This is a genomic window from Cytobacillus eiseniae (assembly GCF_017874625.1).
GTDB lineage: Bacteria > Bacillota > Bacilli > Bacillales > Cytobacillaceae > Cytobacillus > Cytobacillus eiseniae.
Genome location: NZ_JAGIKZ010000006.1, coordinates 109,421 through 127,891 on the forward strand (window position 1 = coordinate 109,421; position 18,471 = coordinate 127,891).

General features: G+C 38.8%; 10 protein-coding genes and 1 CRISPR repeat array. All 10 genes read left to right on the top strand.

Annotated features, from left to right (window positions below):
- Window positions 1-2: 2 nt before the first annotated feature.
- The 10 genes from J2Z40_RS07540 to cas2 all read left to right on the top strand — a co-directional run bounded on the left by J2Z40_RS07540 (window position 3) and on the right by cas2 (window position 9,836).
- Window positions 3-878 carry a putative RNA methyltransferase gene (locus J2Z40_RS07540; protein ID WP_066400713.1) on the top strand — a complete coding sequence of 292 codons (876 nt, stop codon included), beginning with the start codon at window positions 3-5 and terminating at the stop codon, window positions 876-878.
- A gap of 103 nt (window positions 879-981) precedes the next feature.
- Window positions 982-1,293: a hypothetical protein gene (locus J2Z40_RS07545; RefSeq protein WP_066400714.1), complete on the top strand. Its 312-nt coding sequence runs from the start codon at window positions 982-984 to the stop codon at window positions 1,291-1,293.
- A 97-nt stretch (window positions 1,294-1,390) separates the two neighbouring features.
- On the top strand, window positions 1,391-1,564 hold the full coding sequence (locus J2Z40_RS07550; RefSeq protein WP_162840522.1) for a hypothetical protein: 174 nt from the start codon (window positions 1,391-1,393) through the stop codon (window positions 1,562-1,564).
- A gap of 171 nt (window positions 1,565-1,735) precedes the next feature.
- Entirely contained in the window at window positions 1,736-4,168 is a 2,433-nt protein-coding gene (locus J2Z40_RS07555; RefSeq protein ID WP_066400715.1) for a CRISPR-associated helicase/endonuclease Cas3, read from the top strand.
- A gap of 220 nt (window positions 4,169-4,388) precedes the next feature.
- A complete protein-coding gene (gene cas5c / locus J2Z40_RS07560; RefSeq protein WP_066400716.1) occupies window positions 4,389-5,102 on the top strand; it encodes a type I-C CRISPR-associated protein Cas5c in 714 nt (237 codons plus the stop codon).
- Between the two features lie 4 nt (window positions 5,103-5,106).
- Window positions 5,107-7,002: a type I-C CRISPR-associated protein Cas8c/Csd1 gene (cas8c, locus tag J2Z40_RS07565; protein ID WP_066400717.1), complete on the top strand. Its 1,896-nt coding sequence runs from the start codon at window positions 5,107-5,109 to the stop codon at window positions 7,000-7,002.
- Complete coding sequence (gene cas7c / locus J2Z40_RS07570; RefSeq protein ID WP_066400719.1) at window positions 6,999-7,859, top strand: type I-C CRISPR-associated protein Cas7/Csd2; 861 nt, start codon at window positions 6,999-7,001, stop codon at window positions 7,857-7,859. The genes cas8c and cas7c overlap by 4 nt, the downstream gene beginning before the upstream one ends.
- Window positions 7,849-8,508: a CRISPR-associated protein Cas4 gene (gene cas4 / locus J2Z40_RS07575; protein ID WP_066400721.1), complete on the top strand. Its 660-nt coding sequence runs from the start codon at window positions 7,849-7,851 to the stop codon at window positions 8,506-8,508. Before cas7c ends, cas4 begins: the two co-directional genes overlap by 11 nt.
- Entirely contained in the window at window positions 8,505-9,536 is a 1,032-nt protein-coding gene (cas1c, locus tag J2Z40_RS07580; RefSeq protein WP_066400722.1) for a type I-C CRISPR-associated endonuclease Cas1c, read from the top strand. Before cas4 ends, cas1c begins: the two co-directional genes overlap by 4 nt.
- A gap of 9 nt (window positions 9,537-9,545) precedes the next feature.
- The gene (gene cas2 / locus J2Z40_RS07585) at window positions 9,546-9,836 is read left to right on the top strand and encodes a CRISPR-associated endonuclease Cas2 (RefSeq protein ID WP_066400723.1); all 291 of its coding nucleotides are present in this window, start codon (window positions 9,546-9,548) and stop codon (window positions 9,834-9,836) included.
- A 166-nt stretch (window positions 9,837-10,002) separates the two neighbouring features.
- Window positions 10,003-18,038: a CRISPR direct-repeat array (repeat unit 32 nt; unit sequence GTCGCACTCTTCATGAGTGCGTGGATTGAAAT).
- Window positions 18,039-18,471: the final 433 nt, after the last annotated feature.

Sequence of the window (18,471 nt, forward strand, 5' to 3'; positions counted from 1 at the left end):
ATATGAGTAAAAAGATAAGAAGTGCAGCACGAGTTCATAATGTTGTGTCTGCATTTAGATGCCCTCTATGTGCAAGTTCAATGAGAGTGGTTGATCATACAAGCTTAATTTGTTCGCGAAACCATACGTATGATTTTGCAAAACAAGGCTACCTGAACTTAATGACTCACCCTATAAATAGCCAATACAATAAAGAACTGTTTGAGGCAAGGCATCGCGTTATTATGGAAAGCAATCTTTATTCGGATATGTATACGATCATTTCAAACGTGTTGAAGGATCATTTCGATGCATTGCTTCCATCTATAATGATCACTGATTTAGGATGTGGAGAAGGCTCTCATATGCAAAGAATTCTTGAAGAGTGTCATGATCCGAGAATAACAGGTGTTGGATTAGATATATCAAAGGAAGGGATCCTTATGGCAGCTAAACAATATGAGGATCCGATTTGGCTTGTTGGAGATTTAGCAAACTCCCCGTTAGCGGGTCAATCCTTTCATGTAATTTTAAATATCCTTTCACCTTCAAATTACAAGGAATTTAAGCGGATGTTAGCAAATGATGGATTAGTCATTAAAGTCATTCCTCGTTCGAACTATTTAATCGAGCTAAGAGAAGCACTTTTTAAAGATACTGAAAAAGAATCCTATAAAAATGACCAGATTACTTCGCTTTTTAAAGAGCATTTCGAGATGTTGAATATGTACAACGTTAGTTATACAAAAGTACTTACCCGTGCAGAATTACTAGATTTAGTGCAGATGTCCCCTCTTGCTTGGTCAGCAAAAAGTGAGGACATTGAAGGTTTTATAAATCGAGATTCTGGTGAGATTACGATTGATTTAGAGATTTTAGTTGGTGTAAATAAATCATGATTCCAGCCCTCGCTTTTATTCTTTTATGTGTGATGACCATCATGACGGCAGATGAAAAATTCTGTTTTAATGATGCTAAAGGATAAAAATTGGAGGGAATGGAATGGCAAAGATCAGAATAGAGAAAAACGACCTTATTTTAGAAGCGGATTTAGACGATTTAAAAACTATTATTGATGAAGCAACAAAAAATATTCATTTATATAAAGAAGAAATTGCTGTTATCTATGAAAAAATGCCAAAATTTGATTATACGTATTTTTGTTTTTATGCGTATTCAACATATCGTTTATTAGAAAACTCATTGAATTTCAATACAGATGAGGTTGGACACTTCCGATTAATTGCCCCAGAGTCTTTTTATTACGCATTTTATGGAATGATTGCTACATTGCATACAGAACATAATTGTTAAGGTAAATCTTTACTCTATTTCATCTCATCCTTTGATAAATATTTAACGGTATTTATGTAGATACTATCTACGAATATTTATTAAAGGGAGGATACATATGCCGAAAGCCAAACAATATGTTGATCAAGGAATAACATCTGTACAATCAACTGTAAACACATTACAGCAAGCACTTCATTCCGCAGAAAAACAAGACAATAAAGACAAAATTCAAGAGGCAATCAATGCACTTAACTCTGCACAGGAACAATTGTCTGGGTATCAAGATTAAACAATTTATAGAATTAAGGCATCTATACTATGTGTAGGTGCTTTTTGATGTTTTAAGTAAATTGTTGGTTAGTTAATTATTAATTATTAAAAATCCGAAATAGATCAAAAGTAAGTAATAAATGTTATAATTTGTAATTAGATAGACTTTTAGTAAGTGAGGAGTGGTTGTATGAGCTATATTGCCCACATTCGTGAAAGTGATGGGGAATTTCAGACGGTTGAAGAGCATTTGCTCGAAGTACAAGCATTAGCGGAAGCTTTTGGGGGAAAAATAGGTGTGAAGTATATTGCAGGATTAGCAGGGGTACTGCATGATTTCGGAAAATATACGGATGAATTCAAGGATTATATATTGGAGGCTGTAAATAATCCAGATGCTCCACCGAGACGAGGAAGTGTCGATCATTCTACTGCTGGTGGCAAGCTCTTGTATCGTTTATTTCATGAAAAAAACATTACAGAATTCAAGGGTAAGTTAGCAGAAATTGTCGGTAATGCAATTATATCGCATCATTCTTATCTTAAGGACTTCTTTAATGCTGATTTGGAATCAGATTATTTAAAAAGAGTTTGTGAGAAGGAACTAATAGAGTTTGAAACCTCGAAAGAGAACTTTTTCAAGCATGTAATGTGTGAAGCGGACTTTTTGTCTTATGTAGAACAGGCAGCAGTTGAATTGAAGGAGTTTTTACTGAAGGACCCTTCCAAAACAAGTGAACAAAAATATATGTTTTTAACGAAATTTATTTTTAGTGCCCTCATCGATGCTGATCGAACGAATACAAGACTATTCGAAGAGAATAAACCTTACGAACCTCAAGAAAATCATACTCTCCTTTTTGATACATATTACAATAGGCTAATGTCAAAAGTGAAATCCTTCCAGCAACATGAGAATGCAAATACTCCTATTAATCTATTAAGAAGTGAAATGTCGCAGCAATGTGATCATTTTGCAGAAAAGCCATCCGGCATTTACACATTATCGATCCCAACTGGCGGTGGAAAAACGTTAGCTAGTTTGAGATATGCTTTAAAGCATGCAAAAAAATATAATAAAAAACACATTATCTATGTCGTACCTTTTACAACAATTATTGAACAGAATGCAGAAGAAGTTAGAAAGATCTTGCAGGATGAAGAAAATATATTAGAGCATCATTCAAATGTGATAGAAGATGCAGATGATAATGATGAAAATCAGGATGGCTTCATGAGTAAGATTCAGAAGTTGAAGCTTGCAAAGGATAATTGGGATTCGCCAATTATTTTTACTACAATGGTTCAATTTTTGAATACTTTTTATGAGAAAGGGAGTAGGAATATTCGCAGGCTCCATAATTTGAGCGAATCAGTCATTATCTTTGATGAAGTGCAAAAGGTTCCAATTCCATGTGTCTCACTATTTAATGATGCACTGAACTTTTTAAAGGCGTACGGTCGGTCAAGTATTGTATTATGCACGGCAACACAGCCGGCTCTTGACTTTGTAGAGCATAAGCTTGCTATTGATGCAGATGCGGAGATGATTGATCGACTTGATCATGTTATCGATGCATTTAAACGAGTTGAAATAGTCGACTTGGCAACAGACCGAACATTTAACAATGAAAAATTGACAGATTTTATAGTCGAAAAGATGGACGAGCTCCAAAGTATGTTAATCATTTTAAATACAAAGTCAGTTGTTAAAGATTTATATGAGAAATTAAAAGAACAAGTTATGGGTGTGCCAGTGTACCATTTGAGTACATCAATGTGTGCTGCACATAGAAATGATATTTTAGAAAAAATAAGGAATCAGTTGAAGCAAGGAAATAAGATCATTTGTGTCAGTACACAGCTGATTGAGGCTGGTGTAGACGTCAGTTTTGAATGTGTGATCCGTTCACTTGCTGGACTTGATTCAATTGCCCAGGCAGCAGGTCGCTGTAATCGGCATGGAGAAATGGGCATTCGCTCTGTTTATGTTATTGATCATGAAGAAGAAAATTTAAATAAATTAAAGGAAATTCAAAAAGGAAAGCAAGTAGCAAAGCGAACTTTTATTGATTTAAAGCGTGATAAATACAGTCACGGCGGCCATATTCTTTCAAAAGATGCAATGGATCGCTATTTTCAAGAGTTTTATTCGGAGTTTGCATCTGATTTGAACTATTTCATTCCAAAGTTGAAGAAAGAAATGACGAAGCTGCTTATGGAGCCGAGAAATGAAAATAGTTATCGTCAGGCTTATATTCATAAGCATAATAAGACTAAGGATGTCCAATTATTTATATTAAACGGATATGGAACAGCAGCTGAGCATTTTAGTGTTATTAAAAATTTGACGACATCTGTTATTGTGCCCTACGGTGAAGGAATTGATATTATATCAGATTTAAATGGTAATAATTCAATAGAAGATTTAAGTAGGCTGCTGAGAAAAGCCCAGCAATATACCGTGAATTTATTTAGTCATGAAAAGCAGTTGCTTACAGAAAATAGTGGACTTGTTTCATTACTGGATGGGAAAATCATTGCGCTTAAGGAAGGGGCTTATAGTGATGAATATGGTGTGGATTTGCAGAATGAGAGTGGTTTCGGAGATGCAATATTTTAGGGTAATAAAAAACCTATCTTTAGGAGATAGGTTTTTTAACAATATAATATACTTTTCAATCCACGCTTCTGTAGCGACAACTAATTTTAACATGTTCAAATAAAATTCGCAACATTCGTATAATATATAGTTAATTTAATTTGGAAATCTATTGAAATTTAAATAGGAAAAAGTTACTATATAATTATTAGAATAATCAAAAAGTGCAGGAGGTGATTCAATGCGAAATTCAATTGAGTTTGAATTATACGGACCATATGCTCTTTTTACCGATCCATTGACCAAAATGGGTGGAGAAAAGATGACGTACAATGTGCCAACTTATCAAGCGTTAAAAGGAATAGTTGAGAGTATCTATTGGAAGCCGACATTGTTAATGGTAGTAGATGAGATCAGAATCATGAATGCGATCAAAATGGAATCAAAAGGTATTCGTCCAATTGAATATGGCGGTGGTAATACTTTGGCAAATTATACTTATTTAAGGGATGTTAGGTACCAAGTGAAAGCTCACTTTATCTTTAATCCACATCGACCAGATATGGCCTTTGATCGCAACGAGAATAAGCATCACAATATAATGAGGCGCTCTCTTAATGTTGGTGGGCGCAGGGATATCTTCCTCGGTGCTCGGGAATGCCAAGGCTATGTAGAGCCTTGTGAATTTGGTTCAGGAGAAGGTTTCTATGATGGCTATGGGGAGATTCATCTTGGCACAATGGTGCATGGCATCAATTATCCGGATGAAACAGGCAGAAGTGAAATGGAAGTCCGTCTTTGGAGTCCTGTTATGAAGGATGGCGTTATTAAATTTCGTAGACCAGATGAATGCACACAAGTCCGCAAATTAGCAGATATGGAACCAAAAGCCTTTGACCACTCAAATGTCGAATCATCTGATGAACTATTAAAGCAATTAGAAGATGGGAGGTGAATGAATGAGTTGGTTATTGAATTTGTATGAGACTTATGAATCAAATCTTGATGAAGTTGGGAAAATTGCAAATAAATATAATGGTCAGGAGTATACTTTGCTGCCAATTTCCCATACGACTCAGACAGCCCATATTGAAGTTACTATTACGGAAGATGGTGAATTTCATACTGCATCTCTAATTGATAAGAATGAGGGGAGTACGTTAATTCCTTGTACAGAGGATTCTTCCAGCCGTGCAGGTTCCAAAATAGCGCCTTACCCACTTCATGACAAACTCAGCTATGTAGCGGGAGATTTTGTTGCATATGGTGGCAAAATCAAGAAGGAAGAGCCCTTTTCGTATTACATTGCCCAATTGAAGGAATGGGTTGAATCGAAATATGCTATCCCGCAAGTAAAAAGCATATACACCTATTTAAGTAAACGCACATTAATTAAAGATCTCGTAAATGAAGGAATATTACATGTTGGCGCTGATGGCAACTTAATTGATTCATGGGACAAAAAGGCTGAAGCATTTCTTGGAGAGAAACCACCAATTTTTTCAACCGTAACCGGAGGACAAGAGAGTGCTTTCGTAAGGTTTACCGTGCATTCCTCAAAAAACATCTTGCCGAAAGTTTGGAAAGATCTCGAAATGTATAAGTCCTTTATCAATTTTTATAAAGAACAATTAGGTAATGATGATTTTTGCTATGTGACAGGGGAACTGTTGGCTGGAACAGATAAGCATGCAAATAAAATTAGAAATGCAGGTGATAAAGCGAAGCTAATATCAGCTAATGATACGAGTGGTTTTACTTTTAGAGGAAGATTCAATAAAGCTAATGAGGTTGCTAGTATCAGCTATGAGGTTTCGCAAAAAGCACATAATGCGCTGAAATGGCTAATAAATAAACAGGCGAAAATTATAGATGGAAGGGTGTTTCTTGTTTGGGGAAACGATGCATTGGATGTCCCTAGTTTTGCAGATGATAGCTTCTCAGTTTTTTCAATGGATGAGACTTCGTCAGCAAAAAAAGAAATCAAATCCTATACACATGAGGAATTTGCGAATCAATTAGCAAAGGCAATTGAAGGCTATAAAAATGATCTTTCAACTGGTGCCAATATTAATATTTTGGTTCTTGATTCTGCTACAACAGGTAGGCTTGCTGTTTTATATTATCGTAATCTGGATAAAGAAATGTATTTTAATAGATTAAAAAATTGGCATGCTACTTGTGCTTGGGAACACCGATATCGGAAAAATGATGATCAAGAGTTTGTACAATTTTATGGAGCTCCTGCAACAAAAGATATTGCCTTTGCAGCCTATGGTCCGAAGGCTAATGAAAAAGTTGTCAAAGGATTAATGGAGAGAATGCTACCCTGTGTTATTGACGAAAAGAAAATTCCTTTGGACATTGTCAGGAGTGCTATCCGCCGAGCATCCAATCCTGTATCTATGGAAAGATGGGAATGGGAAAAGACGTTGAGCATCACCTGTGCATTAATTAATAAAAAGGAGGGATATACTGTGTCGTTAGATAAAGAAAATAATGACCGCGATTATTTGTTCGGACGATTGCTGGCAATTGCTGATGTTCTCGAAAGAAATGCTTTAGATTCAAGTGATCAACGGGCAACCAACGCTAGAAGATATATGAATTCTTTTTCTCAGCACCCAGAACGAACGTGGAGAACAATTCAAGGAGCACTACAGTCATATCAAGCTCGTTTAGGAGAGAAGGTTTGGTATTATAACAAGTTAATCGATGATGTAGGCACAAAAATAAAACCAGAAGAATTCAATAATAAGCCGCTTTCAGGAAAGTACTTATTAGGCTTTTACAGCCAGCGCCATGATCTGTACCAGAAAAAAGATAAAGATAATGGAGAGGGGAATAAAGAATGACGACACTAGATCATAAAATTGATTTTGCAGTTGTTTTATCTGTATCAAAGGCAAACCCGAATGGAGATCCATTGAATGGGAATCGTCCGAGACAAAATTATGATGGACATGGCGAAATCTCAGATGTGGCAATTAAACGAAAAATTAGAAATCGCCTTCTAGATATGGAAGAATCTATTTTTGTACAATCAAATGATAAAAAATCAGATGACTTTAATAGCTTAAGAGAAAGGGCAGATGCGAATCCAGAATTGGGTCAAGCATTAAAATCAAAAGAAAATGCGAGTGAATTATTTGCAGCGGCAGCATGTAAAGCCTGGTTTGATGTCAGAAGCTTTGGTCAAGTATTTGCATTTAAAGGCGGATCTGGCAAAGGGGTGTCTGTTGGTGTAAGAGGACCCGTTTCTATTCACACAGCAACAAGTGTTAATCCAATTGATATTACAAGCATGCAAATTACCAAAAGTGTCAACTCGGAGCCTGGAAAGGAGAAGGGTTCAGACACGATGGGGATGAAGCATCGTGTGGATTTTGGTGTTTATAAATTTTTTGGCAGCATCAATACACAGTTGGCGGAAAAGACGGGATTTTCTAATGAGGATGCACTTAAGTTGAAAAATGCACTAATTACGCTGTTTGAAAATGATGCATCATCCGCACGTCCTGATGGTAGCATGGAAGTGCTGAAAGTCTGCTGGTGGGAGCATAATTCAAAGCTTGGACAATACTCCTCTGCTAAGGTACATCGTTTGTTAGAAGTGAAGGCTGAGGTTGAGGAACCAAAATCAATTAGTGATTATATGATCACTGTCAATGAATTAGATGGTCTAAAAGTAGAGATTATTGATGGCCTTTAATGAAGAAGATAACTATTTAATGTTATCAGGCATTCAACATTTCCTCTTTTGCAAACGGCAATGGGCGCTTATTCATATTGAGCAGCAGTGGGAAGAGAACGTAAGAACGATTGAGGGACAACACCTTCATACGAAAGCGGATCAGCCGTTTATTAGAGAAAAGCGGGGCGACAAAATTGTCGTGCGCGGCATGTCAGTAAAATCGAAGCAGTTAAAGATAACTGGTGTATGTGATGTAGTGGAATTTATTCGTTCTGAAAATGGAGTTGAGTTATCTGGTACAGAGGGGAAATTCCGTGCTTATCCAGTTGAATATAAGAGGGGCAAGCCGAAAAGGGATGATTCGGATATATCGCAGCTGACGGCACAAGCCATATGCTTAGAGGAAATGTTGCTTTGTGAGGTTAATACGGGATATATGTTTTATAATGAAATTAAACATCGAGTGGAAATTCCTATTACAATTGAGCAGAAGAGAAAGGTAAAATCGATTGTATCGGAGATGTATGATTATTATCAGCGCCGTTATACACCAAAGGTAAAGACGGGTGCCTTCTGCAAAAGTTGTTCCCTTCAGCATATTTGCTTACCGAATATTATGAATAAACGGTCTGTAAAAAGCTATATTGAAGGGAAGATTGCCGAATGAAGAAGCTGCTTAACACATTATTCATCACTCAATCGGATGTTTATTTATCATTGGATGGAGATAATATTGTTTTATTAAAGGATCAAGAAAAACTGGGACGACTTCCACTACATAATTTAGAATCAATTGTCTCGTTTGGTTATACAGGAGCAAGCCCTGCATTGATGGGCTATTGTGCAGAGAGGAATATCTCACTTTTGTTTTTAACAGGAAGTGGTCGTTTTCTTGCACGGGTAATTGGTCAAAGTAGAGGAAATGTTACTTTAAGGAAAAAACAATATCGTATTTCTGATAATGAAAAGATGTCAGCTGAGATAGCTCGTAATTTTATCATTGGTAAGATTTTTAATAATAAATGGATGATTGAAAGAATGACGAGAGACTATCCTTTAAGGATAGACGTAGCACAATTTAAAGGAATTTCAAGACATTTGTCAGCGATCATTCAAGAAGTGAGATCATGTGATGATTTAGAAAGATTAAGAGGGTTAGAGGGACAAGCTGCAATCAGTTATAATCGATTATTTGATCAGATGATATTGCAGCAGAAAGAGGATTTTTATTTCCATTCACGTTCGCGTAGACCACCCTTGGATAATGTGAATGCCTTACTTTCGTTTTCTTATACATTATTGGCTAATGATATGGCGTCAGCTTTAGAAGGGGTTGGATTGGATGCATATGTTGGTTTTTTGCATCGTGACCGTCCAGGAAGAGTCTCACTAGCTTTAGATGTAATGGAAGAACTAAGAGGAATTTATGCAGATAAGTTTGTCTTGTCATTGATAAATAAAAAGGTAGTTAGCAAAGATGATTTTGTGAAAAAGGAAAACGGCTCAGTACTAATGACAGATGAAGCAAGAAGGAAATTTCTAACTGCTTGGCAAAATAAAAAACAGGATAAAATTACTCATCCATATCTTGGTGAAAAAATTCAATGGGGACTAGTTCCCCATGCTCAAGCTCTGTTATTAGCAAGATATTTACGAGGGGATTTAGATGAGTACCCTCCATTTCTTTGGAAGTAGGTGTGATTTGTGCTTGTATTAATTACCTACGATGTTAGTACCATGACAAGTGCAGGAAGAAAAAGGCTGAGAAAGGTTTCTAAAGTTTGTCAAAACTACGGACAAAGAGTACAAAATTCAGTGTTCGAATGCGTAGTTGATGCAACTCAATTTACTTCATTGAAATTTGAATTAGCAGGAATTATCGATGAGGGGCAAGATAGCCTAAGATTCTACCAATTAGGCAATAATTATAAAAATAAAGTAGAGCACGTAGGAATAAAAGAATCATTAGATTTAGAAGGACCGTTAATTCTTTAGTGCGAATGTGAAGCTCACATGAAATCCCAGGGGGATTCGCACCAAAAAATAAGGATTAATATTCCAATTATGTTACAATTGTTTATTATGTTCCTTGTTTTACAAGGGAAATAGTGGATTTTAAACAAAAGGGGTGTAAAGTTACCCTTTTTGTTTAAAAATCGCTGTCGCACTCTTCATGAGTGCGTGGATTGAAATATTGTTATCACCAGTAGGTAAACAAACATAATAGTCGCACTCTTCATGAGTGCGTGGATTGAAATCGTGAAAAAGCGGAAAATGACCTCTATTCCAGCGTCGCACTCTTCATGAGTGCGTGGATTGAAATATAAAAAAACACGATAAAGCAGCAGAAAAGCATCCGTCGCACTCTTCATGAGTGCGTGGATTGAAATTCCCTTCCACACTTCTGACCCTTGAGGTGACAGAGTCGCACTCTTCATGAGTGCGTGGATTGAAATTTAAGCAGCCGGCGGAGCAGAGTGAGCAACGTTGGGGTCGCACTCTTCATGAGTGCGTGGATTGAAATACAGGACAAGCGTCAGTTAAAAAGTTTTACACGAGTCGCACTCTTCATGAGTGCGTGGATTGAAATAATCCATTCACTCATTTAGGAACCCCCCATACTTCGTCGCACTCTTCATGAGTGCGTGGATTGAAATTCTTAAGTCTTTGCTTTTAACTGTCGAATAAGCTGTCGCACTCTTCATGAGTGCGTGGATTGAAATCCTCCTCCGTCGGTCAGACATTTATACTTGAAAGTCGCACTCTTCATGAGTGCGTGGATTGAAATCTCCCTTAACAGGGAATCTTAAACGAGGGAACCCCGGTCGCACTCTTCATGAGTGCGTGGATTGAAATCCTACTAAATCCGCGGTATCTGCATAAGATCCGTGTCGCACTCTTCATGAGTGCGTGGATTGAAATGCTACAGCAATTTGCTCATCCACCGCTACATTATGTCGCACTCTTCATGAGTGCGTGGATTGAAATTTGCCCAAAGTATTCGGAATCGGTTTACCCAGTAAAAGTCGCACTCTTCATGAGTGCGTGGATTGAAATCGAGAATCACGCAAGGCCTTTAAATGCTCATCTGTCGCACTCTTCATGAGTGCGTGGATTGAAATCAGAAACTAACGCATGCAAAAACTGTAATTGGCGTCGCACTCTTCATGAGTGCGTGGATTGAAATTGGAAGCAGTTTACAGAAGGAATGGGACGAAAAGTCGCACTCTTCATGAGTGCGTGGATTGAAATCTTTTGGTGCATCCGCAATAGTAACACCACGTTTTGGTCGCACTCTTCATGAGTGCGTGGATTGAAATCCTCCTCCGTCGGTCAGACATTTATACTTGAAAGTCGCACTCTTCATGAGTGCGTGGATTGAAATATCGCTACGCTTGTACTACTTTTCGCGAAAATAGTCGCACTCTTCATGAGTGCGTGGATTGAAATTTTACATAATTCCTGCGTACGTTGCTCGCGAAATTGTCGCACTCTTCATGAGTGCGTGGATTGAAATTTACGACTTCTCGATCGTTAATGCAGTACTCTTGTCGCACTCTTCATGAGTGCGTGGATTGAAATCTTCATAGGCTCCCGAATAGCTGGGAGTCTGTAGTCGCACTCTTCATGAGTGCGTGGATTGAAATCCCTATTTAAAGTACCACTATTAGCTAATGAAAAGTCGCACTCTTCATGAGTGCGTGGATTGAAATCTTCTTCCCCTTCCACGATCGGAACATGAGGAGTAACGTCGCACTCTTCATGAGTGCGTGGATTGAAATAAGTGCTGTTAAATCTGCATTAACTGAGGTTACTGCAGTCGCACTCTTCATGAGTGCGTGGATTGAAATAACTTTTAGCTCTGCCTTTGGACCATTTTAAAGAACGTCGCACTCTTCATGAGTGCGTGGATTGAAATTTTTCCGTACCATCCCATTTCATGAGATTTCTTTGTCGCACTCTTCATGAGTGCGTGGATTGAAATACCAATATTATTATGATGTACAGTAAATTCTTTGTCGCACTCTTCATGAGTGCGTGGATTGAAATATAATTGTTTCCTGTTGCAAGTGCTTCAATGACGTCGCACTCTTCATGAGTGCGTGGATTGAAATAGCCATAGACCGTCGGCGGTTATGGCTGAAATCGGTCGCACTCTTCATGAGTGCGTGGATTGAAATTTTTCTACTTCCTTGGCAAAAGGAAGAATCTTTTGTCGCACTCTTCATGAGTGCGTGGATTGAAATTTTAACTTGGAATGCCGAAGCAGGTACATTTGTGTCGCACTCTTCATGAGTGCGTGGATTGAAATATAAAGTTCATGACGTCAAGCGGTGGCGGTGTCACGTCGCACTCTTCATGAGTGCGTGGATTGAAATATCCATAGACCTGCTTGGAATAAAAACCGAATCCGTCGCACTCTTCATGAGTGCGTGGATTGAAATATATAAGGAGCAGCCTTTTCGCCATCTCGGATCACGTCGCACTCTTCATGAGTGCGTGGATTGAAATAATAGAGGAAAAAATGGCAGTCGAACTTGCTAGGTCGCACTCTTCATGAGTGCGTGGATTGAAATCGCGTGTGTCCTCGAAGCCTAACTGTTTACCTGCGGTCGCACTCTTCATGAGTGCGTGGATTGAAATCTTATTTACTTTCGAAGAATTGCGCTACCCACGGCTGTCGCACTCTTCATGAGTGCGTGGATTGAAATTGCCATGGGTGATGCCTTATTTACTCGGTGACACGTCGCACTCTTCATGAGTGCGTGGATTGAAATGTATTTCCCCGTTTTACGCGCAGGAAGGAAAGGTAGGTCGCACTCTTCATGAGTGCGTGGATTGAAATTCCCTCGGCTACTTTAAAATCTTGTAAGCGACTATGTCGCACTCTTCATGAGTGCGTGGATTGAAATATTTTGTCACCCTCCATTTTTTTATACGTCACTAGTCGCACTCTTCATGAGTGCGTGGATTGAAATTTTCGAGTTATTTCCAATTGATATGTCTCCGACGGTCGCACTCTTCATGAGTGCGTGGATTGAAATATGCAGTTTGTAATTCTCAATGATGTTTGTTAGCTGTCGCACTCTTCATGAGTGCGTGGATTGAAATTCCACAAGTATGCATAACAACTTTATCGCCATTGTCGCACTCTTCATGAGTGCGTGGATTGAAATAGGTGTACCGTTTGCTTCAACTGCAAATGTCACAGTCGCACTCTTCATGAGTGCGTGGATTGAAATCTCCTATTAAATTAATGGGACTAATTGTTCACGTGTCGCACTCTTCATGAGTGCGTGGATTGAAATTCACCGTCATATTGGGTTAGGTTATAGTCCTGCAGTCGCACTCTTCATGAGTGCGTGGATTGAAATTCTTCCTCGACTCGGTTCATTATCCACATATTTGTCGCACTCTTCATGAGTGCGTGGATTGAAATCTCCTTTTGTCGCCAGTACATCATAGCGTCTGCGTCGCACTCTTCATGAGTGCGTGGATTGAAATGTACCTAATTTCGCGACTATTTCCGTGAGGTCCATGTCGCACTCTTCATGAGTGCGTGGATTGAAATTGCGCGAAATATATGATTTGATAATCACGGTCAAGGTCGCACTCTTCATGAGTGCGTGGATTGAAATCGTCTGTTATGGTCAATTGGATGCCATATTTAAGTCGCACTCTTCATGAGTGCGTGGATTGAAATAGTATGTTGGTGATCTGAATGAAGATGCGAAAAAACGTCGCACTCTTCATGAGTGCGTGGATTGAAATTTTAAAAGGAATAAATAAATGAAACCCAATATTGTCGCACTCTTCATGAGTGCGTGGATTGAAATCAAAATCTTACTAAGTGTGGTTAAGTCCACTCCACGTCGCACTCTTCATGAGTGCGTGGATTGAAATATTAAGGCGAAAAGAAATGCTGCTAAAATAGCACCGTCGCACTCTTCATGAGTGCGTGGATTGAAATTTCAAAGCTTTACGTGGTCAATCCCTTTCTTCTGTCGCACTCTTCATGAGTGCGTGGATTGAAATTTATAAATACACCGATAGCTTTAAATTTAACAACGTCGCACTCTTCATGAGTGCGTGGATTGAAATTTTTCGCCTTAATGAATAACGAAAAAGAAGATGGTCGCACTCTTCATGAGTGCGTGGATTGAAATAAAACTCGCATAACAGTCAACTCTAAATATCGCGTCGCACTCTTCATGAGTGCGTGGATTGAAATAATCTAAATAAAAGGGGAATTTGATCACCAAATGTCGCACTCTTCATGAGTGCGTGGATTGAAATAATGGTACGAGTTTCGGTTGCAGCACCGCTATTGTCGCACTCTTCATGAGTGCGTGGATTGAAATAACACGTCGTATATTTCGTTTATTAACGTTATTAGTCGCACTCTTCATGAGTGCGTGGATTGAAATTTCTTTAGATATTGCGTTGATATAGTTAATCTCGTCGCACTCTTCATGAGTGCGTGGATTGAAATAATCCTAACATTTTCTATCCTTGCGCTATGCGCCGTCGCACTCTTCATGAGTGCGTGGATTGAAATTCCTAACTACTCTTAGTAGACTCAGAATACATCGTCGCACTCTTCATGAGTGCGTGGATTGAAATATCACAGAAGCTCTATTATACGCATGGAAAACCAGTCGCACTCTTCATGAGTGCGTGGATTGAAATAGTAATTCTAATGGAACAGATAAGAACGATCGACAGTCGCACTCTTCATGAGTGCGTGGATTGAAATCCATTTTATATCTTCTGCTTTCCCTACTAATCCTGTCGCACTCTTCATGAGTGCGTGGATTGAAATATCACACGAAAAATTTTTAAATGGTCTCATTTTGTCGCACTCTTCATGAGTGCGTGGATTGAAATTCCACAAACCTAGCCACACGTCCAACTCGTATTTGGTCGCACTCTTCATGAGTGCGTGGATTGAAATATCATTCCCGAATGGATCGGAGCAGGTGAAGCATTGTCGCACTCTTCATGAGTGCGTGGATTGAAATATTACTAGGTCCTTGATGGTTTTCTAACTTTTCGTCGCACTCTTCATGAGTGCGTGGATTGAAATACCCACAACCATATCTATAGCAATTTTCTCTAAGTCGCACTCTTCATGAGTGCGTGGATTGAAATCCATGTGAAACCGAGCATTTCACCTAAGTGATAGTCGCACTCTTCATGAGTGCGTGGATTGAAATAGACTGTATGGATGTGGTAACGGATATCGCACGGGTCGCACTCTTCATGAGTGCGTGGATTGAAATTTCCAACCAGTCGGTGTCCTTGTGAACTCTGTAAGTCGCACTCTTCATGAGTGCGTGGATTGAAATTCAACCTCTTTTGTGGTGGAGCTAATACACCATAGTCGCACTCTTCATGAGTGCGTGGATTGAAATCTTCATATATTAATTTTAGTACTAATCTATTAATTGTCGCACTCTTCATGAGTGCGTGGATTGAAATCTTCATATATTAATTTTAGTACTAATCTATTAATTGTCGCACTCTTCATGAGTGCGTGGATTGAAATGTTTTGGGACGGAAAACATTCGCCACATCGATAAAGTCGCACTCTTCATGAGTGCGTGGATTGAAATGCGCAATGCCCGTTCAACATCGTCGAGGTTTTCCGTCGCACTCTTCATGAGTGCGTGGATTGAAATTCCAAAGTTAGCAGCTATAGGAATGACAGTGTGGGTCGCACTCTTCATGAGTGCGTGGATTGAAATTCAAAGAACTAAACGGTAAATCATCGGACTGGATTGTCGCACTCTTCATGAGTGCGTGGATTGAAATTTTTTGGATTCCCATTTTTATCACCTCAATAATGTCGCACTCTTCATGAGTGCGTGGATTGAAATTCCGAGATAATTTAAAAAGAAAAGACACCCGAATGTCGCACTCTTCATGAGTGCGTGGATTGAAATCACTGGACAACAGTAAATCCACATACAACTTTGGTCGCACTCTTCATGAGTGCGTGGATTGAAATATTAGTCTGCATTTTTTTAGTTCTTCCATATCGGTCGCACTCTTCATGAGTGCGTGGATTGAAATTACTATAAATTTTAGAGTGGAGCATAGAGGATCAAGTCGCACTCTTCATGAGTGCGTGGATTGAAATTCCCAGGCTGATTTCGCCCAGTTACTTGGTTCATTGTCGCACTCTTCATGAGTGCGTGGATTGAAATAGTCATTATTGTTACAGACAACCTGTATACCAGTGTCGCACTCTTCATGAGTGCGTGGATTGAAATACCAGCTTTAATATCAATTGTGTTTGAAGAGTTAGTCGCACTCTTCATGAGTGCGTGGATTGAAATAGACTCCTACACTTAATGGACGATTTTTACGTCGAGTCGCACTCTTCATGAGTGCGTGGATTGAAATTTTTTAGGGTTGCATGAAATCTTTTACCTTTGCATGTCGCACTCTTCATGAGTGCGTGGATTGAAATTGACGAAGAGGTTTCTTTTGATGAAATTACTAATGTCGCACTCTTCATGAGTGCGTGGATTGAAATTTTTTCAATCTAGGCGTGGACAGGATCGTATTCATGTCGCACTCTTCATGAGTGCGTGGATTGAAATGTATATGACGGCGAGGTTTCGGCTGACGAGCAAGACGCGTCGCACTCTTCATGAGTGCGTGGATTGAAATAATAATGTATTTGCGGTGATTCTCGTGGACCTGCGTCGCACTCTTCATGAGTGCGTGGATTGAAATACCAGATTAAAGGTACTCCTGCTGCTGTGGAGATGTCGCACTCTTCATGAGTGCGTGGATTGAAATTTACATCATCCTCTGTTAATTTCGCATTATGTGTGTCGCACTCTTCATGAGTGCGTGGATTGAAATTGTTGAAACTCCAGAAAAACCACCTGCAGTAATTGTCGCACTCTTCATGAGTGCGTGGATTGAAATCCCATCAATCAATTTTGTAGATTCAAGGGTGCGGCAGTCGCACTCTTCATGAGTGCGTGGATTGAAATTTTTTAAAGTCTTCCTCAATCAAAAATAAAAAATAGTCGCACTCTTCATGAGTGCGTGGATTGAAATAGGGGGTGGATGCTGAGCAGGATGAACAAATCATGTCGCACTCTTCATGAGTGCGTGGATTGAAATAAAGTTGCTTGCCTTGTTGTCGCATCGTGGATTGTCGCACTCTTCATGAGTGCGTGGATTGAAATCTAAAAGTTGTTTTTACCCGTCGGAGACATATCAGTCGCACTCTTCATGAGTGCGTGGATTGAAATTCGTGATCTAATCGACTTTAGTCGAGCTGGGAATGTCGCACTCTTCATGAGTGCGTGGATTGAAATTAATATCGCTTGAGCCAAAGTCAATGAAGCGAGAGTCGCACTCTTCATGAGTGCGTGGATTGAAATATTCTTAATATAAGCAGCTAATAGTTTGCCATCTGTCGCACTCTTCATGAGTGCGTGGATTGAAATATGCTTAAACTCTGGTTTGACCCTCCAAAAGAAGTCGCACTCTTCATGAGTGCGTGGATTGAAATCGGAAAATATTGAAGTTTCAGAGACGATCTCGGGTCGCACTCTTCATGAGTGCGTGGATTGAAATTGAACCATGTAACTCATTCAAATCTTTTACAATACGTCGCACTCTTCATGAGTGCGTGGATTGAAATTACTTTTCTTACCTCAACAGAATATTGATATTTAGTCGCACTCTTCATGAGTGCGTGGATTGAAATATTGTTTGCTGAAGCATCATTGTAAGTATTGTGGTCGCACTCTTCATGAGTGCGTGGATTGAAATTGTCTCGGAAAACCATTTAATAATTCATGAATATGGTCGCACTCTTCATGAGTGCGTGGATTGAAATAAACGAGATGTTAGTTGATTTAGCAAATGTATTGTCGCACTCTTCATGAGTGCGTGGATTGAAATAACACGTCTGCCAATGCCCCACATTTCGGATAGTGTCGCACTCTTCATGAGTGCGTGGATTGAAATTATTCGTCTTGAATCCAATGCAGGAATTGCCCAAGTCGCACTCTTCATGAGTGCATGGATTGAAATTCACCATGAAAGTCCAAAAATGCACAGTGCAATCGTCGCACTCTTCATTAGTGGGTGGATTGAAATTGGAAGGAATTCGAAATACTCTTGCCTTAGGAATGTCGCACTCTTCATGAGTGCGTAGATTGAAAAAACTATGCTGGCTCAACACCTTCGAATTAGATATCGAGGCACTCTCTATTCCTTATCCATATCAATTTATTAATATTTTGGATACAAAGCTAAATGTAGATGTTTTAGTCTTTGCATTTTTCTCAGTTGTTTGAATTAAATTCCGATAAAGAATAAAATGTTCAAAACTATATTCCAAATAGTGAGGCCATATAAAAAATTAGTAGAGAAGTTCATTAACAAAATAAACTTATATGAACGTTTTTTGTATAGGGCATCAACTTTAGTAAAAATCTTAAATTATTAGTAGGCAAATAAAATTTTTCGAAAAAGGAAAATTTTGAGTTTGCGCATTGTCGGATGATTGTATTTCTTAAAAAGCAATGGAGTAGTATAGGGCTTTGAAGTTTTTCCTATAAAGACTTTCTTACTAGACTCTTTCTATCTCAAAAAC